This is a genomic window from Actinacidiphila sp. bgisy144 (assembly GCF_057708105.1).
In genome coordinates this window covers 43,437-68,020 of the sequence record NZ_JBYIRM010000009.1, presented here as the reverse complement: position 1 = coordinate 68,020, position 24,584 = coordinate 43,437, and the positions used below count along the sequence as shown (strand labels likewise).

Annotated in this window: 18 protein-coding genes and 1 riboswitch; of the genes, 8 read left to right on the top strand and 10 right to left on the bottom strand. The window is 75.7% G+C overall.

The window, feature by feature from the left end:
• The first annotated feature begins 36 nt into the window (after positions 1-36).
• From AC3EVP_RS13200 to AC3EVP_RS13180, 5 genes are all read left to right on the top strand, one after another.
• Positions 37-1,203, top strand: a complete 1,167-nt coding sequence (locus AC3EVP_RS13200; RefSeq protein ID WP_435129564.1) for a GlxA family transcriptional regulator — start codon at positions 37-39, stop codon at positions 1,201-1,203.
• Positions 1,204-1,402: 199 nt separating this feature from the next.
• Positions 1,403-2,737: an SGNH/GDSL hydrolase family protein gene (locus AC3EVP_RS13195; protein ID WP_435129561.1), complete on the top strand. Its 1,335-nt coding sequence runs from the start codon at positions 1,403-1,405 to the stop codon at positions 2,735-2,737.
• A 77-nt stretch (positions 2,738-2,814) separates the two neighbouring features.
• Positions 2,815-3,915, top strand: coding sequence for an amidohydrolase family protein (locus AC3EVP_RS13190; RefSeq protein WP_335973300.1), 1,101 nt, complete (start codon positions 2,815-2,817; stop codon positions 3,913-3,915).
• Between the two features lie 243 nt (positions 3,916-4,158).
• Positions 4,159-5,328, top strand: coding sequence for an SCO1860 family LAETG-anchored protein (locus AC3EVP_RS13185; RefSeq protein WP_435129557.1), 1,170 nt, complete (start codon positions 4,159-4,161; stop codon positions 5,326-5,328).
• A gap of 134 nt (positions 5,329-5,462) precedes the next feature.
• A complete protein-coding gene (locus AC3EVP_RS13180) occupies positions 5,463-8,582 on the top strand; it encodes an ABC transporter substrate-binding protein (RefSeq protein ID WP_435129554.1) in 3,120 nt (1,039 codons plus the stop codon).
• On the opposite strand, the gene cobC is transcribed toward AC3EVP_RS13180, so the two are convergent.
• From cobC to AC3EVP_RS13130, 10 genes are all read right to left on the bottom strand, one after another.
• Complete coding sequence (cobC, locus tag AC3EVP_RS13175; RefSeq protein WP_435129551.1) at positions 8,560-10,026, bottom strand: Rv2231c family histidinol phosphate aminotransferase CobC; 1,467 nt, start codon at positions 10,024-10,026, stop codon at positions 8,560-8,562. The two genes, AC3EVP_RS13180 and cobC, sit on opposite strands and share 23 nt — an antisense overlap.
• A 23-nt stretch (positions 10,027-10,049) precedes the next feature.
• The gene (locus AC3EVP_RS13170) at positions 10,050-11,447 is read right to left on the bottom strand and encodes a cobyrinic acid a,c-diamide synthase CobB (RefSeq protein ID WP_435129802.1); all 1,398 of its coding nucleotides are present in this window, start codon (positions 11,445-11,447) and stop codon (positions 10,050-10,052) included.
• Positions 11,448-11,506: 59 nt separating this feature from the next.
• Positions 11,507-12,103, bottom strand: a complete 597-nt coding sequence (gene cobO / locus AC3EVP_RS13165) for a cob(I)yrinic acid a,c-diamide adenosyltransferase (protein ID WP_435129548.1) — start codon at positions 12,101-12,103, stop codon at positions 11,507-11,509.
• Positions 12,103-14,208 carry a putative cobaltochelatase gene (locus AC3EVP_RS13160; RefSeq protein WP_435129545.1) on the bottom strand — a complete coding sequence of 702 codons (2,106 nt, stop codon included), beginning with the start codon at positions 14,206-14,208 and terminating at the stop codon, positions 12,103-12,105. Before AC3EVP_RS13160 ends, cobO begins: the two co-directional genes overlap by 1 nt.
• Before the next feature lie 88 nt (positions 14,209-14,296).
• Positions 14,297-15,790 carry a cobyric acid synthase gene (locus AC3EVP_RS13155; RefSeq protein WP_435129799.1) on the bottom strand — a complete coding sequence of 498 codons (1,494 nt, stop codon included), beginning with the start codon at positions 15,788-15,790 and terminating at the stop codon, positions 14,297-14,299.
• Positions 15,791-15,798: 8 nt separating this feature from the next.
• Complete coding sequence (locus AC3EVP_RS13150) at positions 15,799-16,755, bottom strand: cobalamin biosynthesis protein (RefSeq protein WP_435129542.1); 957 nt, start codon at positions 16,753-16,755, stop codon at positions 15,799-15,801.
• 111 nt (positions 16,756-16,866) lie between these two features.
• Positions 16,867-16,998, bottom strand: a riboswitch (cobalamin riboswitch).
• Between the two features lie 109 nt (positions 16,999-17,107).
• Positions 17,108-18,031 (bottom strand): SDR family oxidoreductase, encoded by a 924-nt coding sequence (locus tag AC3EVP_RS13145; protein ID WP_335973270.1) that lies wholly within the window; start codon positions 18,029-18,031, stop codon positions 17,108-17,110.
• Between the two features lie 15 nt (positions 18,032-18,046).
• On the bottom strand, positions 18,047-18,793 hold the full coding sequence (locus AC3EVP_RS13140; protein ID WP_435129538.1) for an SDR family oxidoreductase: 747 nt from the start codon (positions 18,791-18,793) through the stop codon (positions 18,047-18,049).
• A gap of 195 nt (positions 18,794-18,988) precedes the next feature.
• A complete protein-coding gene (locus AC3EVP_RS13135) occupies positions 18,989-19,201 on the bottom strand; it encodes a hypothetical protein (protein ID WP_435129535.1) in 213 nt (70 codons plus the stop codon).
• Positions 19,202-19,212: 11 nt separating this feature from the next.
• The gene (locus AC3EVP_RS13130; protein WP_435129532.1) at positions 19,213-20,517 is read right to left on the bottom strand and encodes an inorganic phosphate transporter; all 1,305 of its coding nucleotides are present in this window, start codon (positions 20,515-20,517) and stop codon (positions 19,213-19,215) included.
• Positions 20,518-20,807: 290 nt separating this feature from the next.
• Between AC3EVP_RS13130 and AC3EVP_RS13125 the strand changes: the two genes are divergently transcribed.
• The 3 genes from AC3EVP_RS13125 (at position 20,808) to AC3EVP_RS13115 (ending at position 24,579) form a co-directional block, all read left to right on the top strand.
• Positions 20,808-21,458, top strand: a complete 651-nt coding sequence (locus AC3EVP_RS13125; RefSeq protein WP_435129529.1) for a class II aldolase/adducin family protein — start codon at positions 20,808-20,810, stop codon at positions 21,456-21,458.
• A 502-nt stretch (positions 21,459-21,960) separates the two neighbouring features.
• Positions 21,961-23,094, top strand: a complete 1,134-nt coding sequence (locus AC3EVP_RS13120; protein WP_435129526.1) for an alpha/beta hydrolase — start codon at positions 21,961-21,963, stop codon at positions 23,092-23,094.
• A gap of 54 nt (positions 23,095-23,148) precedes the next feature.
• The gene (locus tag AC3EVP_RS13115; protein ID WP_435129523.1) at positions 23,149-24,579 is read left to right on the top strand and encodes a hypothetical protein; all 1,431 of its coding nucleotides are present in this window, start codon (positions 23,149-23,151) and stop codon (positions 24,577-24,579) included.
• Positions 24,580-24,584 lie beyond the last annotated feature (5 nt).

Here is a 24,584-nt window from a genome sequence, read left to right as displayed (position 1 = left end):
AGTGGCCTGAATGCCATACTCCCGGAGGTTCTGGCCATGACGATCGCGGGGCCGGAGACGGCCGACCACCCGAAGACCGCGGACCACCCCGAGACGGCGGACCGCCCCGAGGCCGCCGAGCACCCCGAGACCGCCGACCCGGAGGCGCCCGGCCCCGCGGGCGCGGCGCGCCGGCCCGCCGCCGGACCCTTCACCTCCCACCGCCCGCACCGCGTCGCCGTCATCGCCTCCGAGCCCGTCTCGCTGTTCAACCTCGCCGTGCCCGAACTGCTCCTGCTGAAGGTCCAGTTGGACGGCCGGCCCGGCTACGAGGTCGAGATGTGCACGCCCGACCCCGGCACCGTCACCACCAGCGGCGGCGCCGACCTGGTGATCCGCAGCGGCCTGGACGCGGTCGACCGCGCCGACACCGTGATCGTGGCCGGCACCGGCGCGGCCGAGCACCCCGACCCGCGTGTGCTGAGCGCCCTGCGGGCGGCCGGGCGGGACGGCAAGCGGATCGCCTCCATCTGCACCGGCGCCTTCCTGCTCGCCGAGGCCGGGCTGCTCGACGGCCGCAACGCCACCACGTACTGGGCCTACACCCGGCAGTTCGCCGAGAAGTACCCCGACGTGGTCATCCAGCCCGACGTGCTCTACGTGCAGGACGAGCACATCCTCACCTCCTCCGGCTACGCGGCCGGCATCGACCTGTGCCTGCACCTGGTGCGCACCGACTACGGCGCCGCGGTCGCCAACACCGTCTCCCGCCTCGCGCTGGTCGCCCCCGTACGGCCGGGCGGCCAGGCGCAGTTCACCGACACCCCGCTGCCCGCCGAGACCGGTACCTCGCTGGCGGGGACCCGCGCCTGGGCGATGACCCGGCTCGACCGCCCGCTGACCCTCACCGACCTCGCGCGGCACGCCGCCGTGAGCGTGCGCACCCTCAGCCGCCGCTTCCACGCCGAGACCGGCCTCAGCCCATTGCAGTGGCTGCTGCACCAACGGCTGGAGCGCGCCCGGGAGTTGCTGGAGACCACCACCCTGCCGGTCGACCAGGTCGCCCGCGCCAGCGGACTGGGCACCGCCGACTCCCTGCGCCAGCACCTGGTCCGCAGGGTGGGGCTCACCCCCTCCGACTACCGCGCCACCTTCACGCGGCTGCCCGCGCCGGAACTGCCGGCGGAACCGGAACAGACCTCCGGCGCGTCCCCGTACGGGTGACGGAGACGGCCGCACCCCGGGTGCGGGTGTGCGGAGCTGTGAAGGGCCTGAGCACATGGGACGCTGATGTGGTCGTGACCAGTTCTCCGCATATGCTTTCGGAAGGGCTGTAGACATGCGACGGAACTCCGCCGCCCGGCACGGGGCGTCCGACCCGCCAGACCGCAGGCCGCACGCGACCACCTTGGGAGTAACCCGCATGTCCCCCGCCCGCCGCGCCCCCCGCCTCCGCACACGCGGCCGGTCGCTGCGCCGCTCGGTGCTGGCCCCCGCGGCCGGCGTGGTCGCCGCCGCCACGGTCGGCGCGCTGCTGGTCTCCAACGCGCACGGCGGCCGCCACGACGACGGCCGCGGCCAGGCCACCGCCACCGCGACCGCCACCAGCAGCCGGCAGAGCGCCGCGACCTACCCCGGCCGGGTCGGCGCCTGGGAGAGCGCCATGAGCGCCGGCGGGCCGTCCTTCCGCCGCCAGACGGTCCGGATGGTGGTGCACACCAGCGTCGGCGGCTCCGGGCTGCGGATCAAGGTCTCCGACCTGCGCAGCGGCCGCCCGCTGACGGTGGGCGCCGCCGACGTCGCCGAGCAGTACGACGGCGGCCGCGCCGTGGCGGGCAGCCACCACCGCGTCACGTTCGGCGGCTCGCGCTCCACCACGGTGGCCGCGGGCGGCGAGCGCTACAGCGACGTCATCCCGATGCGGGTGAACGCCGACCAGAACCTGCTGGTCAGCCTCTACCTGCCGGGCCCGACCGGCCCCTCCACCTTCCACCGCGAGGCGTACGAGACGACGTACGTCTCCACCGACGGCGTCGACCACGCCGCCGACGACTCCGCCGCGGGCTACGCCCGTACCCGCGGCTCCTGGTACTACCTGTCCGGCCTCGACGTGGTCTCGCCGACCGCGCACGCGACCGTGGTCGCCTTCGGCGACTCGATCACCGACGGCTACCACTCGACCGCGGGCGCCAACCGCCGCTGGCCCGACCAGCTCGCCCGGCGGCTGTCCAGCGCCCCCGGCGGGCAGCGGCTCGGCGTCACCGACGCGGGCATCGCGGGCAACCGCCTGCTGAGCGTCGCCCCGCAGATCCACCGCGGCCCCAGCGGCGTCCAGCGCTTCGACCACGACGCGCTCGGCGTGCCCGGCGTCAAGGACGTCATCGTGCTCGAGGGCGTCAACGACCTGAGCAACGACATCAACAGCACCGGCGGCCCGCTGACCGCGCGCGACCTCATCGACGGCTATCGCACCCTCATCGCGAGCGGTCACGCCGCCGGGGTCCGGATGATCGGCGCGACGATCCTGCCCTACAGCAAGCTCAGCCCCGCGATGAACGCGATCCGCGAGCAGGTCAACCGGTGGATCAGGACCAGCGGCGCGTTCGACGCGGTGGCCGACTTCGACCAGGCCCTCCGCGACCCGTCGAACCCCGGCGCCCTCGCCCCCGCGTACGACTCCGGCGACCACCTGCACCCCAATGACGCGGGGATGCTGGCGATGGCCGACGCCGTCGACCTGTCCTCCCTGGTCTCCTGACGCGGTCTCCTGACGCCCTGGCGTCTCACGTCGTGACGCCCTGACGCCGGGGCCGCCCGGGGCCGTACAGTGCCCGTATGGGAGCCGGAGCGAACGAGGTGCTGCACGTGCGGGGCCGGGTGCTGGCCGGCCCGGACGACGCGGAGGTCAGGGACGAACTCTGGGTGGTCGGCGGCCGGATCACCTACCGGCGGCCCGCCGCCGAGGTCACCGCGACCGCCACCGGCTGGGTGCTGCCCGGGCTGGTGGACGCGCACTGCCACGTCGGCCTCGACGCGCACGGCGCCGTGGACGAGGCCACCACCGAGAAGCAGGCGCTGACCGAGCGCGAGGCGGGCGCCCTGCTGCTGCGCGACGCCGGCACCCCTGCCGACACCCGCTGGATCGACGACCGCGCGGACCTGCCCCGGATCATCCGCGCCGGCCGCCACATCGCCCGCACCCGCCGCTACATCCGCAACTACGCCCACGAGATCGAGCCCGGCGACCTCACCGCCTACGTGCGCCGCGAGGCGCGCCGGGGCGACGGCTGGGTGAAGCTGGTCGGCGACTGGATCGACCGCGGCATCGGCGACCTCGCGCCGTGCTGGCCGCGGGACGCGCTGCGCGAGGCGATCGCGGCCGCCCACGAGGAGGGCGCCCGGGTCACCGCGCACTGCTTCGCCGAGGACTCCCTGACGGACCTGGTGGCCGCCGGGATCGACTGCGTCGAGCACGCCACCGGCCTGACCGCCGAGACGGTCCCGCTCTTCGCCGAGCGGGGCGTGGCCATCGTGCCCACCCTGGTCAACATCGCCACCTTCCCGCGGCTCGCGGCCGGCGGCGCCGCCAAGTTCCCCCGCTGGTCCGCCCACCTGGAACGGCTGCACGCACGCCGCTACCAGACCGTACGGGACGCGTACGACGCCGGTGTCCCCGTCTACGCGGGCACCGACGCGGGTGGCAGCCTCCCGCACGGGCTGGTCGCCGCGGAGGTGGCCGAGCTGGTGGCCGCCGGGCTGCCGGCCACGGCCGCGCTGTCCGCCGCGACCTGGGGCGCCCGGCGCTGGCTGGGCCGCGACGGCCTGACCGAGGGCGCGCCGGCCGACCTGGTCGTCTACGAGGCGGACCCGCGCGCGGACGTCCGCGTCCTGGCCGCGCCGCGCCGGGTGGTGCTGCGCGGGCGCACCGTCGCCTGAGGCCGGGAGCGCGCCGGCGCGCTCCCGGAAGGGCGCGCGCTCGCCCGCGGCGGTGAACCGTACGGAACGGCCGTACGCCGGAAATCGAAGACACGCGCGGAAACCACCCTTCTGAGTGAACTGGCTGCGTGTAGCCGTGTGTTGACGCTCAGTGCGTAAATATTGCCGGGTCGATGTCCCCGGCGGCTGTCCCCAATCAGCGCGCGCCGGGGGCGCCATCCCGTACGTGGGGGTTTCCCAACCGTGTACCGCACCATCAACTTCCGCCTGCCCGCACGCCGTTCGGCCGCCGCTCTCGGCGCCGCGACGGCGGTGGCGGCCGTGGCCGTGCTCGCCGTCGCACCGACCGTGCAGGCGGCGCCCGCGACCGCGCACGACCCCGGCGCCGCCACGGCCGCCGACCTGCGCGCGAGCCTGGACGTGGCCCTGCTGGGCCGCGCCGTGGACGTCCCGCTGAACGTCTCGCTCAACGACGTGCAGGCCCCGGCCGACGCCAGGAAGACCGCGCTGACCGTCACCGTCGGCCACGGCGTCGAGTCCGGCCGCGCCGTCGACCTGCTGCGCGCCACCGCCGCCACCGCGAACGCCACCACCGGCCCGGACAAGGCCGAGGGCGTGGCCCGGATCGCGGGGGCCGACCTGCACGTGCCCGGCCTGCCGCTGCTGTCCGCGGTCAAGCTGGACGCGGTGACGTCCACCGCGACCTGCCAGGTCGGGCACCGCCCGACCGCCTCCTCGCACCTGGTCGGCCTGACCGTGCTCGGCCGGCGGACCGAGCTGTCGGCGGTCGGCACCACCAAGGTCGCCGTCCCCGGCGTCGGCGAGGTGGACCTCCAACTGACCGACGCCGTCACCACCTCCAGCACCGCGGCGGCCACCGCGCTGCACCTCAGGGTCGACATCGACCCGCTGAACCTCGGCGTCGCCCACGTCACCGGGGACATCACCCTCGCCCGGGCCACCTGCCGCACTCCCAAGGGCGGCAGCACCTCCTCCACCGGGGGTTCGTCCAACGGCGGTTCGTCGACGGGCGGTTCCTCCACCGGCGCGGACAACGGCGGTACGTCCGGCGGCCACTCCTCGGGCGGCTCCGGCAACGGCGGCGCCGCGAACGGCGGTTCGAGCAGCAGCGGCGGGTCCGCCGGTTCGGCGGGCTCCTCCGGTTCGTCGGGCTCCTCCGGCTCCGCGGGTTCGTCCGGCGCGTCGGGTTCGGCGGGCTCGTCCGGCTCCGGGGTCCGCACCCAGACCGTCGCCGACACCGCGTCCACCGGCAACCTCGCCGAGACCGGCGCCAGTTCCAGCACCCCGTACCTCGCCGGCGGCGCCGCGGCGCTGGTGGCCGCGGGCGCGCTCACCTTCGTGGTCACCAACCGCCGCCGCAAGGCGGCCGGTTCGTCCACCGGCGGCGCGTGACCGGCACAAGGCGGTAACAAGCCCGGGGGGCGGCACCGGCACCGGCGCCGCCCCCGTAGGCTGTCCCCACGCCCGGGGACGGCTGACGATCGCCGCATGGGCACTGACACGGTGGGGCGACAGGGCGGGCAGGTATGAGCGACGGGCTTTTCGCGGGCAGATACGAACTCGCGGAGCTGCTCGGCTCCGGCGGCATGGCACGGGTGCACCGCGCCCGTGACACCCGGATGGGCCGGATCGTGGCGATCAAGACCCTCATGCCGGAACTGGCGCTCGACCCCGACGCCCGCCGCCGGTTCGCCCGCGAGGCGCACGCCGCGGGCGGGCTGAACCACCCCGGCATCGTCACCGTGCACGACCAGGACGAGTACCGGGACGGCGACACCGTGGTGCCGTACCTCGTCATGGAGTACGTCCGCGGCGGCACCCTGTCCCAACTCGTCCGCGAGCAGGCCCCGTTCGAGCCGGAGCGGGCGGTGCGGATCGTCTGCGACATCCTCGACGCGCTCGCCCACGCGCACAGCCACGGCACCGTGCACCGCGACGTGAAGCCCGCCAACGTCATGGTCACCGAGGAAGGCGCGGTCAAGGTCGCCGACTTCGGCATCGCCCGCGTGCTGGACACCGACACGCGGCTGACCACCGCCGGCTCCTCCGTCGGCACCCCCAGCTACATGTCGCCCGAGCAGATCAACGGCAGCGACGTGGACGCCCGCAGCGACATCTACGCGGTCGGCTGCGTGCTCACCGAACTGCTCACCGGCAAGCCGCCGTTCCACGACGGCAACCCGCTGAGCCTGATGTACTGGCACGTCCACGCCGAGCCGCCCGCGCCCTCCACCCGCAACCCGCGGGTGACACCGGAGCTCGACGAACTGGTGATGGCCGCGCTCGCGAAGGCGCCCGCGGACCGCCCGGCCGACGCCGGGATCTACCGGGCCCGGCTGTGGGCCTGGCTGACCGCCGCCCGCTCCGCGGCCGTGAACGGCCCGGCCACGATGCCGACCGCCGACTTCGGCCTGGCGAAGCCCGCCCCGAGAAGCGGCCCGGCGTCCACCCCGAACCCGGCCCCCACCCCCGCCTCCACTCCGGGCCCCGCCTCCACCCCGAACCCGGCCGCGTCCGCCCAGCCGCCGGCCGGCGCCGACCCGCGCGCCACCTTCGGCGTCGGCGGCGCCCTGCCCGTCCTTCCCGCGCCGCCCGGCCAGGGCACGCCCCCGCCGCAGATACCCGGCCCCTACCAGCCCGCCGCGGCCGGCCCGCAGCCGTCCCCGACCCCGCCGCCGGAGCACCCCGCCTACTCCCGCAGCCCGCAGGTCCCGCTGCCCCCGCCGTATCAACCGGGCACCCCGCCGCCCGCGAATAACGGCACCCCGCCGCCGTCCGCCCCCGGCCTGGCGCAGGTCCCCGGGCCGCGCTGGAACACCCGCCGCAAGGTCCTCACCGGCGTGGCCGGACTCGCCGTCGCCGGCATCACCGTCTCGGTCGTGCTGGCCACCGGGGCCCTCAGCGGCGGCGGCAAGCCGGGCCCCTCGCCCGACCCGCACCCGACGACCTCGGGACCGGTCGTCGGCACGCAGGCCGCCCTCAAACGGCACGGCGGCAAGGAGGGCAGCGGGTTCAACGGCGGCAACGACGGCGTCGTCCGCCCCTCCACCCAGACCGGCGGCACCGTGCAGCTGGCCACCTCCAACTTCCCCGACGCGCTGCTGGACCCGGCCAACACCTACGACCCCGGCGCCTGGAACATCCAGCGGCTGCTCTACCGCAGCCTGGTCAGCTACGCGCCCGCGCCCGGCGACAAGGGCCGCCGGCTCCTGCCCGACCTCGCCACCACCACCGGCGACGTCAGCGACAACGGCCGGACCTGGACCTTCCACCTGAAGAAGGGGCTGCGCTTCCAGGACGGCTCGGCGATCACCTCCAAGGACGTCAAGTACGGCGTCGAGCGCACCTTCGACCTGACGGTGCACCCCAACGGCTCCACCTACCTGTCCGACCTGCTCGACCAGGGCCAGCACTACCCGGGCCCGTACGACGACAGCGACCCGGACAAGATGGGCCTGAAGTCGGTCACCACCCCCGACGACAGCACCGTGGTCTTCTCCCTCGCCAAGCCCTACACCGACTTCCCGTACATCCTCGCGATGGCCGACGGCGCCGTGGTCCCGCCGAGCGCCGACACCGGCGGCGGCAAGGACTACGAAGCGCACCCGGTGGCCAGCGGCCCGTACAAGGTGGCCGACTACACCCCCGGCAAGTCGCTCCACCTGGTGCGCAACACCGAGTGGCAGGCGAGCACCGACCCGGTGCGCTCCCAACTGCCCGCCGGCTACCAGCTGAAGTCCTACGACACCCAGCAGGCCGTCGAGCAGGCGCTCCTCGACGGCAGCGCCGACCTGGACTTCACCGAGTCGCTGCTCGACGACGACACCGAGACGAAGGTCATCAACGACCCGTCCAACAAGGCCAACGCCGACCTCGCCTACACCGGCGCCACCCGCTACCTGAGCCTGCGCACCGACGTGGCGCCTTTCGACAACGTCGCCTGCCGCCGGGCCGTCGCCTACGCGATCGACCGCGAGCAGGTGCGGGCCGCGCTCGGCGGGCAGTACGAAGGCGGTGACGTCGCCACCACGATGCTGCCGCCCACCAACATCAGCTACGACCCGAAGGCGAACATGTACGCCTCCACCACCGGGGGAGCGGTGGACAGCTACGCCAAGACCGAACTGAGCCAGTGCGGCAAGCCCGGCGGCTTCAGCACCACCCTGGTGGGCCTGTCCGGCGCCTCCCGGGGCCAGCAGGCGATGGAGGCGATGCAGGCGGCCCTGGCGAAGGTCGGCATCAAGGTCACCGTCAAGGTCGTGGACAGCACCGACTTCTACGACACCCTCTTCTCCTCGGCGAAGCTCAAGGCGGCCAAGTGGGGCATGGTGTACACCGGTTGGGTCGCCGACTACCCGACCGGCGGCGGCTTCCTGCGCCAACTCGTCGCCCCCGGCTCGGAGACCAACTACGCGGGCCTCGACGACAGCACCCTGAACAGCATGGTCGACCAGGCCGACGCGCTCACCAGCGCCTCGGCCGCGCAGAAGGCGTGGACGAAGATCGACGCCCAGGTGCTCTCCGACGCCGCCACGGTGCCCGTCGTCTACGACCGCCACCTGGTCTACCGCGGCCCGCGGCTGACCAACGTCTACCAGCAGCAGGTACTCGGCCAGATCGACCTCAGCGCGCTGGGCGTGAAGTGAGCACCTCGGCCAGCGCGTCGGCGAAGCGGTCGGTGGTACGGCGGTCGCGTACCGCCACCCGCAGCCAGTCCGGGCCGAGGCCGGGGAACGTGTCGCCGCGGCGCACCGCGTAACCGGACGCCCGCAGCGCCGCGCGCACGTCCGCCGCCCCCGGCGTGGACAGCAGGACGAACGGCGCCGCGGGGGCCGGCCCGGCGACCTCGACCCGCGGCAACTCGGCCAGCCGCGCCAGCAGGTGGGCCCGGTCGGCCGCGACCTGCCGGGCGGCCTCGGCGGCCTCGGCGACCGCGGCCGGCGACACGCACGCCTCGGCGGCCGCCAGCGCGGGTGACGACACCGCCCACAGCGGCTGCGCGGCGGCCAGCGCGGCCACCAACTCCGGAGCGCCCAGCACGTATCCGATCCGCAGGCCGGCCAGGCCCCAGGTCTTGGTCAGGCTGCGCAGCACCACCAGGCCGGGCACCGCGCCGCCGCCGTCCGCCAGGGACTCCCGCTCGCCCGGCACCGCGTCCATGAACGCCTCGTCCACCACCAGGGTGCGCCCCGGCCGGGCCAACTCCCGCAGCAGCGCCGCCGGATGGAGCACCGAGGTGGGGTTCGTCGGGTTGCCGACCACCACCAGGTCCGCGTCGGCGGGCACCTTGCCCGGGTCGAGCCGGAAGCCGTCGGAGGCGTCCAGCAGTACTCGCTCGACCAGGTGCCCGGCCGCCCGCAGTGCCGCCTCCGGCTCCGTGAACTGCGGGTGCACCACCACCGCGCGCCGCGGCCGCAGCACCCGCGCCAGCAGGACGAACGCCTCGGCCGCGCCCGCGGTCAGCAGCACCTCCGCGTCCGCCCGCCCGTGCCGCACCGCCACCGCGTGCCGTGCCGCCCGCCCGTCCGGATAGGCCGCCAGCCCGGTCAGCGTGGCGCCGACCACCTCGACCAGCCAGTCCGGGGGCGTGCCCGCGCGGACGTTCACCGCCAGGTCGACCAGCCCCTCACCCACCTCCGCGTCGCCGTGGTGCCGCAGGTCGTGGCCGTCGGGATACACGTCGTCGGCTCCAGGGGGGACACGGGCGACCGCCACCGTGGCGTGCGCCGACTTCCGTTTGGGCAGGGCGAGTTCGGCGCCTGGACCGGCGGACAGGAGCGCCGCGGCCTCGGCCACCGACGGGGTGCCGAGCGCGCCGAGCACCACCGGCGACGGCGTCGGGACCGCCACCCGCGCCAGCTCCGCCGGGCCGAACCCGGCCACCGCCACGCCGAGTTCGGCCGCCGCACCGGCGATCGCGGGCGCGCCCTCCTTCCCGGCCACGGTGGCGATGCGCGCCAACCCTGGTGCGGCGGCGGGCCCCGCTGCCGCGACCGGCCCGGGGGACTCCGCCAGTGCGGCCGCCTCCGCCAGCGCCGCGCGGACCAGTGCCAGCACCTCGGCCGGGTCCGCGGCGCGGCTCGCGCCCACCCCGACGTGGTACGGCCGTGCGGTCACCGGGGCGGCCCGGCCGCGCAGGAGGTGACCAGCCGCCGGGCCAGGGCGGGCGCCGCGGCCCAGTGCGTGTGCAGGTAGGAGGCGTGCAGCCGGCCGTGGGCGAAGCCCTCGACGCGGCGCTCGGGGCGGACGAAGCCCCACGCCGGGGCCGGCCCGGCGCCCGGCTCGACCCGGGTGCGGTGGAACTCGTGGCCGCGCACCCGGGTGCCGGCGGCGGCCAGCACGCTGTCGCCGACGGCCACCGCCTCGCGGTAGCCGAGGGTCAGCCGCTCGCCCATCCACGCCTTCGCGTCGAGCACCCCGCACATCGGATGCCCGTCCAACTCCCGTACCAGGTACAGCAGTCCGGCGCACTCGGCGGCCACCGGGCCGGAGAAGCGCGCGACCTCGCGGCGCAGCGCGCCGTTGGCGGACAGCTCGGGCCCGTACATCTCGGGGAAGCCGCCGCCGATCACGACCCCCCGGGTGCCGGGCGGCAGCGCCTCGTCGGTCAGCGGGTCGAAGCCGACGACGTCGGCGCCCGCGGCGGCCAGCAGCTCTTCGTGCTCGGGGTAGGCGAAGGTGAAGGCGGCGCCGCGGGCCACCGCGACCACGGGCCGGGCGGCCGTACGGCCGGCGCGTACGGCGGGGGCGCCGACGGCCACTTCGGCGGCGACTTCGGCGGCCGGGTCCCACGCGGGGCCGGCCAGCGGGGGAGCGGTGCGCGCCAGCGCGAACAGCGCGTCCATGTCGCAGCCCGCGGCGACCTTTCCGGCCACCGCCCGCACCCACGCCAGCGCCTCCGCCCGCCGCTCGGCCGCCGGCACCAGCCCGAGGTGGCGGGCCGGCACCGCCAGCACGTCGGAGCGGCCCAGCGCGCCCAGCACCGGCATACCGACCTCCTCCAGGGCCGTGCGCAGGATCTCCTCGTGCCGGGCCGACCCGACCTTGTTGAGCACCACGCCGCCCAGCCGCACCCCCGGGTCGAAGGACGCGAAGCCGTGCACCAGCGCGGCGACCGACCGGGCCTGCGCGGACGCGTCCACCACCAGCACCACGGGCGCGGCCAGCACCTTGGCGACCTGCGCGGTCGAGGCCAGCTCGCCGTGCCCGGTGGCGCCGTCGAACAGGCCCATCACCCCCTCCACGACGGCCAGCCCGGCCCCGGCGGCGCCGTGCAGGAACAGCGGCACCATCCGCTCCACCCCGCACAGGTACGGGTCGAGGTTGCGGCCGGGCCGGCCGGTGGCCAGCGCGTGGTAGCCCGGGTCGATGTAGTCCGGGCCGACCTTGTGCGGGGAGACGGCCAGGCCGCGCGCGGCGAACGCGGCCATCAGCCCGGTGGCGACCGTCGTCTTGCCGCTGCGCGAGGACGGCGCGGCGACCACGAACCGCGGCACCGCGAGCCGCGGCACCGCGCCCTGCGGCACCGTCTCCCGCGGCTCGGGCACCGCGCCCGTACCGGTGGCCGGACTCACCACTCGATCCCCCGCTGCCCCTTCTGCCCGGTGTCCATCGGGTGCTTGACCTTCGCCATCTCCGTCACCAGGTCCGCGAAGTCCAGGAGTTCGGCCGGCGCGTTGCGCCCGGTGACCACCACGTGCTGGCTGCCCGGGCGGTCCCGCAGCACCTCGACGACCTCCGCCACCGGCACCCATCCCCAGTGCATCGGGTACGCGAACTCGTCCAGCACGTAGAGCCGGTAGGTCTGGGCCGCCAGGTCCCGCTTGACCTGCTCCCAGCCCTCCCGGGCGGCCTCCTCGCTGGAGGCGGGGTCGCGCTGCACCCAGGACCAGCCCTCGCCCATCTTGTGCCAGACGACCTCGCCGCCCTCGCCGGAGGCGCCCAGCACCTTCAGCGCCCGCTCCTCGCCGACCTTCCACTTCGCGGACTTCACGAACTGGAACACCCCCACCGGCCAGCCCTGGTTCCAGGCCCGCAGCGCCATCCCGAAGGCGGCCGTGGACTTCCCCTTGCCCGGCCCGGTGTGCACGATCGTCAGCGGCCGGTTGCGGCGCTGGCGCGTGGTCAGCCCGTCGTCCGGCACCACACTCGGCTGTCCCTGCGGCATTACGCGGCCCTCCGTACGTCCTTGACCAGCGCGGACACCGTGTCGGCCCGCAGCTCCTCCAATGTCACCGCGGCGGCGCCCAGATCCCGGGCGAGCGTCCCGGCCAGGCCCAGCCGGACCGGGCCCGTCTCGCAGTCCACCACCACCGACGCGACCCCGGACGCGGCCAGCAGCCGGGCCGCCCGCGCCGCCCGCGGCAGCGGCTCGGGCCCGCCGGTGGCGCGCCCGTCGGTCACCACCACCAGCAGCGGCCGCCGCGAGGCGTCCCGCAGCCGCTCCACCCGCAGCACCTCGTGCGCCCGCAGCAGCCCCGCCGCCAGCGGGGTGCGGCCCCCGGTCGGCAGCTTCTCCAGCCGCGCCGCGCCCGCGTCCACCGACGACGTCGGCGGCAGCGCCAACTCCGCGCCGGCGCCCCGGAACGTGACCAGGCCGACCTTGTCCCGCCGCTGGTAGGCGTCGAGCAGCAGCGACAGCACCGCGCCCTTCACCGCCACCATCCGCTTCCGCGCGGCCATCGAGCCCGACGCGTCGACCACGAACAGCACGAGGTTGCCCTCCCGGCCCTCCCGCACCGCCTGCCGCAGATCCGCCCGGCGCACCACCAGCCCGGCGCCCGCCCGCCCCCGCGCCCGCTGGTGCGGCGCCGCCGCGCGCAGCGTCGCCGTCAGGTGCAGCGCCGCGAGCCGGCCGTGCGGCAGCTCCGCGCCCGTCGTCCGCCCCTGCGCGGTGCGGGCCCGCGAGCGCCGCCCGGCCGCGCCCTCGCCGAGCCCGGGCACGGTCAGCGCCCGGGTCCGGTACGGCTCACCGGCGGCGGACGGCGGCTGCTCGGCACCTGCCGCCGCGCCCGCGCCCGCGCCGGGCTGCGGGGATGCGGGTTCGGCGCCGGTGTCGGGGGCCGAGTCGCCGGCCTCGGGGCCCGCGGTGTCCTCGCGCTGCGGCGGCACCCCGCCGCCCCCGCCGGGGCCGTCGCCGCCCGGGCCGCCCTCGGGGCCGCCGTCCGGGCCGGGGCCGCCGTCAGGATCGGGGTCGGGCTCCGGGTCGTCGTCCGGGCCCGGGCGCTCGTCCACGTCGTTCGCCGCCTGCTCGGCCTCCTGCCGGGCCTGCTCCAGCGCCTCGTCCAGCTTCTGCTCGTCCAGCCCGGGCGCGTCGAACGGGTTGCGGCGGCGCCGGTGCGGCAGCGCCAGCAGCGCGGCCTGCCGGACGTCGTCGGCCGTCACCTCGGTGCGGCCCGCCCACGCCGCCAGCGCGGTCGCGGTACGCGCCATCACGATGTCCGCGCGCATCCCGTCCACCTCGAAGGCCGCGCAGGTCGCCGCGATCTGCCGCAGCACCGTGTCGCCGAGCACCACCGACGGCAGCAGCGCCCGTGCGGCCGCGATCCGCTCCCGGGTCCGCCGCTCCTCCTCCGCCCACCGCGCGGCGAAGGCCGCCGGGTCCGCGTCGTAGGCCAGCCGGCGGCGCACCACCTCCACCCGCTCGTCGGTCTCGCGGGAGGCGGTGACCTCCACGGTCAGCCCGAACCGGTCGAGCAACTGCGGCCGCAGCTCGCCCTCTTCGGGGTTCATCGTGCCCACCAGCAGGAAGCGCGCCGCGTGCCGCACCGACACGCCCTCGCGCTCCACGTAGCTCGCCCCCGTCGCGGCGGCGTCCAGCAGCACATCCACCAGGTGGTCGTTGAGGAGGTTGACCTCGTCGACGTAGAGCACACCCCGGTGCGCCTCGGCCAGCAGCCCCGGCTCGAACGCCTTCACGCCCTCGGCCAGCGCCCGTTCGAAGTCCAGCGCGCCGACGAGCCGGTCCTCGGAGGCGCCCACCGGCAACTCGACGAGCTTCGTGGCGCGCCGGGCGCCGGCCGGGTCCGGGTCGTGCGGCCCGTCCGGGCAGCCCGGGTCCGGCGCGGCCGGGTCGCAGCTGAACCGGCAGCCGGGCACCACCGCCACGTCCGGCAGCAGCGCGGCGACCGCGCGCACCGTCGTCGTCTTCGCCGTCCCCTTCTCCCCGCGCACCAGCACACCCCCCACCGCGGGCGAGACCGCGTTGAGCAGCAGGGCCAGCCGCAGGTCGTCCTGTCCGACGACAGCGGTGAACGGGTAGGTGATGCTCATGGCAGGATCGCTCCTTCGAGCGGAAGTCGTGGGTACGGGGCCGTGCGCGGCGCCTGCGGCGGTGCCTGGTGGGCGCGGGGCGGCGGTCTCACGGCGCCCCCGGCGGCAGGAACGGCAGGCCCTCCGGCGGGCCCTGCTCCACCAGCCGCAGCAGCGCACCGGTGTCGGCGTGCTCCTCGACCAGGTCCGCCAGCCGCTCCAACTGCTCCTCCCGCAGCGCCTCGAAGCGGGTGCCGGGCGCGGGCTCGAAGCGCCGCCCGGCCGCCGCGGCCACCTGCCGCAGGAACGCCCGCCGGAAGCCGTCGCTCTCCAGCGACCCGTGCCAGTGGGTGCCCCACACCGCGCCGACCCGGCAGCCGTCGAGGAACGGCTCGTCACCGCCGCGCACTTCGGCCACCCCGTGGTGGATCTCGTAGCCGCGCACCTGCTCGCCGTACTGCGTGCCCTCGGGGCGGGCGAGGGTCTTCTCCCGGGCGAAGCGGACCCGTACCGGCAGCAGGCCCAGCGCCCGGACCGTACCGGCCTTCGACTCCACCTCGTCGTCGATGCGCTCGGCCAGCAGTTGGAAGCCGCCGCAGATGCCCAGCACCGGGCGGCCCTGCGCCGCGCGCTGCCGTACCGCGTCGGCCAGGCCGCGCGCGTGCAGCCACTCCAGCGCGCGGACGGTGCCGCGGGTGCCGGGCAGCACCACCAGGTCGGCGTCGGCCAGTTCGTCCGGGCGGTCCACGAACCGCACCACCACACCGGGTTCGGCGGCCAGCGCGTCGAGGTCGGTGAAGTTCGACATCAGCGGCACCGCGGCCACCGCGACCCGCAGCACCTCCTCGCCGTGGGGCGCCTCGACCGCGGACTCGCGCACCGCGCCGCGCAGCGACACCCGCAGCCCGTCCTCCTCGTCGATGCCCAGGCCGTGCGCGAAGGGCAGCACCCCGAAGGTGGGGCGGCCGGTGAGGCCGCGCAGCATGTCCAGGCCCGGCCTGAGCAGCGAGACGTCACCGCGGAACTTGTTCACCAGGTAGCCCGCGACGAGTTGCTGGTCCTCCTGCGCGAGCAGCGCCGTCGTGCCGTAGAAGGACGCGAAGACGCCGCCGCGGTCGATGTCGCCCACCACGACCACCGGCAGCCGCGCGCTCCTGGCCACCGCCATGTTGACGATGTCGGTACGGCGCAGGTTGATCTCCGCGGGGCTGCCCGCGCCCTCGCAGACCACCGCGTCGTGCGTACGGCCCAGCTCCTGGAGGCAGTCCACCACGGTGCCGAGCAACTCCGCCTGCTTGCCGCCGTGGTAGCCGCGCGCGCTCAGCTCGCCGACCGGCCTGCCCAGCACCACCACCTGGCTGCGCTGCTCGCCGCCCGGCTTGAGCAGCACCGGGTTCATCAGCGCCGACGGCTCCACCCCGGCCGCCTGCGCCTGCATCGCCTGCGCCCGGCCGATCTCGGCGCCCTCCCGGGTCACGTACGAGTTGAGCGACATGTTCTGGCCCTTGAACGGCGCCACCCGCAGGCCCTGCCGGGTCAGCCACCGGCAGATCCCCGCGGTCACCACGCTCTTGCCGGTGTCCGAACCGGTCCCGGCGACCATCAGCCCCTTCACCGCGCACCCCTCGTGCCGGTCCGGCCGCGGGCCGCCGACAGCAGCACCGACGCGCCCAGCGCGAGCGCGCCGACCCGGCGGGACAGCCGCACCGCGCGCCCGATGTCGGCCGGCCGCGGCGGCCGGAACCCCGCGCCCAGCACCGGCCGGTGCTCGACCCGCCCCCCGTACGCCAGGGTGCCGCCCAGTCGCACCCGCAGCGCCCCCGCGAACGCGGCCTCGACCGGCCCGGCGTTGGGCGAGGGGTGCCGCGGCCCGTCCCGGCGCGCGGTGGCCAGCGCGCTGCCCGGATACGGCCCGGCCAGCGCGGCGAGCAGGGCGGTCAGCCGCGCGCCGGGGTAGCCGGCCGCGTCGTCCAGCCGGGCGGCCGCCCACCCGAAGCGCAGGTGCCGCGGGGAGCGGTGGCCGACCATCGCGTCCAGCGTGTTGGCGGCACGGAAGCCGACCAGCCCGGGCACCCCCGCGAGCCCGCCCCACACCAGGGCGCCGACCACCGCGTCCGAGGTGTTCTCCGCGACCGACTCCACCACCGCCCGCGCCAGCGCGTCGGCGTCCAGCGCGGCCGGGTCCCGCCCGCACAGGTGCGGCAGCCGGTCCCGGGCGGCGGCCAGGTCGCCGGCCTGAAGCGCCGCGCCGATCGTGCGGGCCTCCCGGGCGAGCGAAGTGCCGCCCAGCACCGACCAGGTGGCCGCCGCGGCCAGCGCCGCGCCCAGCAGCGGGCGGCGCCGGGCCGCCCGCTCGGCGACGGCGGCCGCGGCCACCGCGCCGCCCACGCACAGCGCCGCGTACGCGCTGCCGGCGCCCCGGTCGTCGCGCCACATCCGCTGCTCCAGGGCGCCGGCGGCCCGCCCGAACCCGGCCACCGGGTGGCCGCGGCGCGGGTCGCCGATCAGGAGGTCGCCGAGGAAGCCGAGTGCGGCGCCGTACGCGTAGGCACGGTGGCGGCCGCTCATGCCGCGGATATCCGGGTACCGGCGGCCGCCAGGGCGGGTGCCGCCTGCGTGCAGGGCATGGCGAAGTCCTCACTCAGGGTCCGCGCCCTGGCTCGACGTGACCGGCGGTGAGAGTCTCCTGGCTCCCGGATCAACGCACTCCCGGGCCTTCCCGCCGGCGTGCGCCGGCCGTGGCCTCCAGCTTCGGGAGTGCACTCCCCGGTGACAGTGGCGGGACCGCGTCGGATTCGCACCGACTTCCTCTCCTGCCGCCGCATTGCTCCCGGCAGTTCACCACGCCCGGAGAAACCCCGTCAACCGGGCCTGCCTGCGGCTTTGCGGCCCCGCGCCGGCAGGTGGGCGCGCGGCCGGCTCAGAGGGAGGCGTGCTCGGGAAGCAGCTCCTGGATGCCGATGCGGTGGTAGAACTCCGCGCGGATGCGGTCGCTGACCGCGGACACGACCTCGCTGCCGTCGCGGCTGGGATCGATGTGGGTGCGGAACGGCCGCTCGCCCTGCGGCAGTCCGACCACCCGGACGATCTCGTCCGCGACCTCGTCCACGGTCCGCCCCGCGGGGAAGAGGTCGGTGAGCGCCTGCGCCATGGAGTCGCGCACCGCGCCGTACGCCTCGTCGTACGCGGTGTCCCGTACGGTGTCGGCCGGCCGGGCCGCGTGGGCGAAGTGGTTGGTGCCCGACGGGTAGGCGCCCGGCACCACGATGACGGTGTCGATGCCGAACCGGACCAGCTCGGCGGCGTAGCTCTCGGCCAGTGCGTCCATGCCCGCCTTCGCCGCGAAGTACGGGGCGAGGAACGGCGGGTGGCCGCCGCGGGTGGAGGACGACCCCACCCACACCAGCAGCCCCTCGCCCTGGCGGCGCAGGTGCGGCAGCGCGGCGCGGTTGACGCGCTGGGTGGACAGGACGTTGGCGTCGTAGAGCGCGGCGAGCTGTTCGGGGGTGAACGCCTCGGCCGGGCCCAGCGCCATGTGGCCGGCGTTGTGGACGACCACGTCCAGCCGGCCCTGCTCGGCGGTGACCTGCTCGATCGCCGCGTCGACTGACGCCTGGTCCTGCACGTCCATCTCGATGCCGCGCACGTCCACGCCCTCCGCCTCTGCGTACGCGGCGAGTTCGGCCACGCGGGGGGCGTTGCGGTCGGCGGTGGCGCGCATGCCCGCGTAGACGGTGTGCCCGGCCCCGGCCAGGAAGCGGGCGGCGAGGTTGCCGATGCCGCTGGAGGCGCCGGTGACGACGATGACCTTCGGACCGGTGCGGTGTGTCGTGGCTGGTGTCATGGCTGTTCCTGCCTCCTAGATGATTCCGCCGTTGGCGCGGACGGTCTGGCCGTTGACCCAGTGGCCGGCGGGGCCGGCCAGGAAGGCGGCCACCTCGGCGATGTCCTCGGGGGTGCCCAGGCGCTCCAGCGGGGGCTGGGCCGCGAGGCGGTCGACGGTCTCCTGGTCCTTGCCGGCCATGAACAGCGGTGTGGCGGTGGGCCCGGGGGCGATCGCGTTGACGGTGATGTCCCGGCCGCGCAGCTCGCAGGCGAGGATCAGGGTCAGCGCCTCGACGGCGCCCTTGCTGGCGGTGTAGGCCCCGTAGCCGGGGAACTGGAGCCCCACGACGGAGGTCGAGAGGTTCACGATGGCCCCGCCCGCGCGCAGCCGGCGGGCGGCCTGCTGGTCGACCACGAAGCTGCCGCGGATGTTGGTGCGGTGCACCGCGTCCAGCTCCGCGAGGTCCAGGTCGACGATCGGCTTCAGCCGCATCACGCCGGCGGTGTGCACGACGGCGTCCAGACCGCCGAAGGCGGCCTCCACGGTATCGAAGGCGGCGGCCATGGCGTGCTCGTCGGCGACGTCGCCGCCGACGGTGACGGCCCGGCCCCCGGCGCCCGTGATCTCCGCGGCGAGCGCCTCGGCGGCGGCCTTGTTGCCGGCGTAGTGGATGCCCAGGGCGTACCCGTCGCGGGCGAGCCGCCGGACGACGGCCCGGCCGATGCCACCGGACCCACCGGTGACCAGGGCGACGCGGACAGGGGTGGCGCTGGTGGACATGGCGTCCTCCTTGTTTTCGTCGATACGATCTGACGAGATCAACGATAACACAGATGGGGATCGATGATTCGGTCAGAGTGTTATCGGCGAAAACAGGAGAGGGGCCCGCGGGCGCCGGCATGCGAACAGCCCGCCGCCGGGACCCAGGTGGCGGGTCCCGGCGGCGGGCCGGGTGACGGCGGAGGGAGGGTGCGCTCAGCTGGCTATGAGGTGGATGCCGTAGGCGACGGCGGCGGCGCAGGCGGCGAAGCACAGGTAGGCGCCGGTGCGCGTCAGGAGCGCGGTGCCCTGGGCGGACGAGGGGCGGGAGAGCCCGACGATGCCGAGCGTGAAGACCCCGACGAGGCCGACGGTGGACAGCAGTGTGACCGCGAGGACCGTGCCGAGCGCGTGCCAGTCGATGCTCATGGCGTGCCCTTTCAGACCGTGGTGGGAGCGGAGGCGGGAGGCGGGACGGGGGAGGCCGCCGGAACGGCGGGCCCGGGGGCGGGTTGCGGCTCGGCCGCGGGCTCGGACGCGCTGTCGACCACGGTGACCGGGACGACGTGGACCGCGGGGGTGAGGTGGACGGCCGGTGCGGCCGGGACCGGGATCGTGGCCGGGACGGGGGCCTCGGCGGCCGCGGCGTCGTTGACGTTCGCGTGCGTGACCGGCTTGCGGCGGGCCGCCGTACGGACCACCGCGCACACCGCGAGGCCGATCACGCCGACCGTGGTGACCCCCCAGGTCCCGCGGTCGGCGAGGTAGGCCGCGGCGCCGGCGACCAGCCCGGCCGCGGGAAGGGTGAGCGCCCACGCGGCGACCATGCGCCCGGCGGTGCCCCAGTGGACCACCGCCCCGCGCCGCCCGAGCCCGGCCCCGAGTACCGACCCGGAGCAGACCTGCGTCGTCGACAGCGCGAACCCCAGGTGCGAGGACGCCAGGATCGTCGCCGCGGCGCCGGTCTGCGCCGCGAACCCCTGCTGCGGCTGGATGTCGGTGATGCCGCGGCCGACGGTCCTGATGATCCGCCAGCCGCCGATGTACGTGCCCAGCGCGATCGCGGTGCCGGCCGCGCAGATGACCCACAGCGGCGGGTCGGACCCGGGCGCGAGCGAACCGCCGGCGATGAGCGTGAGGGTGATGACGCCCATCGTCTTCTGCGCGTCATTGGTGCCGTGCGCGAGGGACACCAGCCCGGCGGAGGCGATCTGCCCGACCCGGTAGCCGCGCGAGGTGGCCGCCGGATCGGCGGCGCGGCCGAGCCGGTAGGTGAGCCGGGTGGCGAGCATCGAGGCGAGGCCGGCCACCACGGGCGCGGCCACTGCCGGAATGATCACTTTCATGACGACCGCGTCCCCGTGCACGCCGTGCGCGCCGACCGAGACGAGGGTGGCGCCGATCAGTCCGCCGAAGAGCGCGTGCGAGGAGCTGGAGGGGAGCCCGGCCAGCCAGGTCACCAGGTTCCACACGATCGCGCCGACCAGTGCAGCGAAGATCATCGCGGGTCTGATGCCGGCCGACTCGTCGATGATCCCGCCGGAGATCGTCTTGGCGACCTCCACCGACAGGAAGGCGCCGACCAGGTTGAGTACGGCTGACATGCCCACCGCGACGCGGGGTCCGAGGGCCCCCGTCGAGATGGTGGTCGCCATGGCGTTGGCGGTGTCGTGGAAGCCGTTGGTGAAGTCGAAGACGAGAGCGGTGGCGATCACGAGTCCGATCAGGAGCGTGATGTGTTCCATGGGCCCAGCAATCGTTCGGTCGGGCAGTGGCGAGGTGAACGTACGGAGCATTGATGAACGGAAGGTGAACTCGCGGCAGACTCGGGGTGCTGACATGAATCATCGGTGAACGCGGGGGGATCGGGAAGGGGTGCGGAGCGGTCGGGAGCGGTCGGCGCGACGCCCTGGCGCACTCCTGCGTGATCCCGCGGACCGGTGAAGCGAGCTGTAATCCGTGCTCTTTGGTGGTCGGTCCGCCCGTGGCACCCTCGAACCGGTATCAGCGGCACCAACGGCAGCAAGGGGTTCCCGTGCACGACGCAGCACAGCAGACCTGGTCCGACGTGGTCGACGCGGCCCGCCGCACCGTCGCGGACGGCCTCGTGGTCGGCACCTCCGGCAACGTCTCCGCCCTCGTCGGCGACGACCTCGTCCTGGTCACCCCCACCGGCGTGCCCTACCACCGGCTCGGGCCCGGCGACCTCGTCGGCGTCGACCTCGCCAGCGGGCGGCAGGTGCGCGGCGAGCTCAGACCGACCAGCGAACTCCCGCTCCACCTCGCCGTCTACCGCGGCACCCCCGCGCGGGCGGTCGTCCACACCCACGCACCGCACGCCACCGCCGTCTCCACGCTCGTCGCCGAGCTGCCCGCCATCCACTACATGGCCGCGGAGCTCGGCGGACCCGTCCGCGTCGCCGACTACGCCCTCTACGGCACCCCCGAACTCGCCGACGCCGTCCTCCACGCCCTCCGCGGCGACCGCACCGCCTGCCTCATGCGCAACCACGGGATGATCAGTCTCGGCGACACCCTCGACCGCGCCTACGACCGCGGCGCCCAGCTCGAATGGATGTGCCGCGTCTGGCTCACCGCGACCTCCACGGGCTCCACTCCCACGACCCTCACCCCCACGGAACTCGAAGCCGCGGGAACCAAGTTCCGTGGTTACGGCCAACCCTGACCCCCCGGGTGCCCCCGTCCCCCCGTGCCGGGACCTTCCGGCCCGTGGGTGGCTTGTCGCGCCGTTCCCCGCGCCCCTGAGCACGCCCGGGTACCCCGTGGTGCGGGCCCGCCCGGGGGTGCCCCTGTCCGACGGCTCCCGGACCTTGCGGTGAGTGGGTGGCTTGTCGCGCAGTTCCCCGCGCCCCTGGGTAGCTACCTGGTCCTACCGGAGTGACCTGACCCGGTGCAGGAGGGACGTCGGCTTGCTCCGGAAGGACCAGAAGCATTTCCAGGGGCGCGGGGAACTGCGCGACCAGCCACTTCCCGGCCGCAAGGTCCGGGAACCTCCGGACAGAGCAGACGGTGCGGAGCCCCGCCACGGAAGACCAGAAGCATTTCCAGGGGCGCGGGGAACTGCGCGACAAGCTACCCACGGGCCGGAAGGTCCCGGCACCCCCGTGGGAGGGGGCACACGTCGGGTGCGGTGGCGCCCGCCCGGAGGGGGTAGCAGAGTGAGGGTGATGCGCTTTCGACACGCGGTGGCCGTGGCGGCCACGACAGTGGTGAGTGCCGGCGCGGCCGCATTGGCGGCGGGCCGGTACGGATCGAGGTTCGCCCTGAACCCGGGGGTGGCGGGCCCGCCACCGGGCGGGGCGGTGACGGTGCACAGCGTGACGCCGCACGAGGTCGTGCTGACCCGCACCACGGAGTCGGGCCGCCCGGGGGTGTACGGCCTGAGCGGCCCGGGCGTGCACGCGACGGTGGGCCGGGTGCTCAGGTCCGACGGCCGCTCCGTGACCAGGGAACTGCTCGGCACGGGGAAGGGCACCGTGGACGCGGGCGCGTTCGTCCGGCTGACCCCGCAGGCGTACGCGGGCGACCCGCGGTCCGCGTGCGGCCTGGAGTTCCACGACGTGGAGGTCGAGGGCGAACTGGGCCCGATGCCCGCCTGGTACGTACCCGGCGCCCGCTCGATCTGGGTGATCGCGGTGCACGGCGTGGGCGCCACCCGTGAGCAGGCCCTCGCGGTCCTGCCCGCCCTGCACCGCTTCCGGCTGCCGGTCCTGGTCCCGACGTACCGCAACGACGCGGGCGCCCCCGCCTCCCCGGACCGTATCGGCCACCTCGGCGCCACCGAGTGGCGCGACCTGGACGCGGCGATGCGCCACGCGGTGGCGCACGGCGCGACGGCCCTGGTGCTGTACGGCTGGTCCACCGGCGCGACGATGGCGCTGCGGGCCCTGCGCCGCTCCCCGTCGGCCGACAAGGTCGCCGGCCTCGTCCTGGACTCGCCGGTGCTGGACTGGCGCGCCACGGTCACCGCGGCGGTCCGCGCCCGCGGCCTGCCCGCCGCCGTCACGCCGCTCGCCGTCCGCGCCGCGCAGGGCCGTACCGGCGCGCAGGGCCCCCGCTCCGCGGAGGAAACCGCAGAAACGGAAGCGGGCGGGCCGGTCGGCCTGGACGTACCGACGCTGATCGTGCACGGCCCCGACGACACCTTCGCCCCCTGGTCCGCCTCGCGCGCGCTCGCCGCCCGCTACCCCGGCAAGGCATCCCTGCACACGGTGCCCGGCGCCGCCCACACCGCGATGTGGAACGCCGACCCGGCCGCGTACGAGGAGACGCTGCGCCGCTTTCTGACCCCGCTCATGTGAGCGCGTTCACAGTCGGGTTTGGGATTCTGGGTGCTGAGCGGCGAGACTGATCAGGTGACGTCCCGTATCCCGCGAGACACTCCGCTCCGCCTCGTCCCCCGCCGGCCGCTCACCGCGGCCCGCAGGACCGCCACGACGCGCAGGTCGCGACCGGCGCGCCCCCCCGAGGGCACCCCCTCGATCCCCGAACTCGCCCACGTCGCCAGGGCCGAACTCGCCGCCGCGGTACGGCTCGCGCGGTGGGCCGGCACCGGCCCCGGCACCGCGGGGCCGACCGGGATACTGCCGGACGGCACCGTCGCCCAGGCCGCGGCCGACCTCGGGCTGACCCCCGGCCAGGTCCGCACCGCCTGGGACCGGGCCCGGCTGTCCGGCCTGATCGAGCTGCACCGCGGCACCGCCCGCCCCGGCTGGCGGCTGCGCGCCTGGGACACCGACGACACCGCGGTGCTGCGCGGCTGGGTGGCCCTGTTCGACGCCTGGTCCCTCGCCCACCCGTTCCTCGCGCCCGACAAGCGGGGAGACACTGACGACGGTGTCGCCGGTGCCGATGGTGCCGACGGTGCCGACACCGGCGCCGCGCTGGGCGCCGACCCCGCCCTGGTCGCCGAAGTCATCGAGGCCGCACCGCAGTTGCTGTCCTTCCTGCACCTCTCGCAGGGCCCGGTGCCGCTGGACACGCTGCTGGACCTGCTGCGGCAGCGCGTCGCCGAACTGCGCACCGAGCGGCACGAACCGCCCGCCGCGGGCGACCCGCTGCCCGCCCTGCTGGACTGGGTGCTGGAAGCCGCCACCGACGTGGGCGCGCTGCGCCCGCGCGACCCGAAGCGCCCGGACGAGGCCGCGCTGACCGCGCTGGGCAGCTGGGCGGTGTGGGTCAAGCTGGAGCAGATCTGCGTGGCCGCCCAGGGCCCGGCGGGGAACATGGAGCAGTCCGCCGAGACGATGCTGCGCGCCTGCGCCCGCCTGTCCCCGGGACCGGCCCGCGCCGAGTACCGCGCGTGGCTGGCCGCCCGCCCGGTCGCGCCGGCCGTCGCCGAGCTGCTGGAGACCGCCCGCGGCGAGGACGCGCTGCTGCGCGGGCTGGCTTTCGAGGCGCTGCGCGTGGTCGGCGACCCGGCGGAGGCGGCGGTGCGCGCGGTCGTCAACGAACCGACGCTGCGCCCCTACGCGGTGCTGTGGCTGGCGGAGTTGGACGGCGGCGACCCGGACACCGCGACCGGGCTGCTGAGCCGCGAGGAGGCCACCTGGCTGTGGGTGGACACCGCTGCCGCGGTCGCCGACCACGGCGACGAGCACCTGCTCGTCAGCCACCTGGAGACGGCCGTCCAGGGCTCGGTGCCCGGGCTGCTCCAGGAGGTGCGGCGGGCCGGCCACCCCCGCACCGTGCAGGTCCTGGTCGCCCTCGCCGCCGCGCACCCCGACCCCGCGCTGGCGAAGGCGATGCGCAAGGCGGCGTTCCAGGTGCACACCGGCGAGGCGTGAACAGG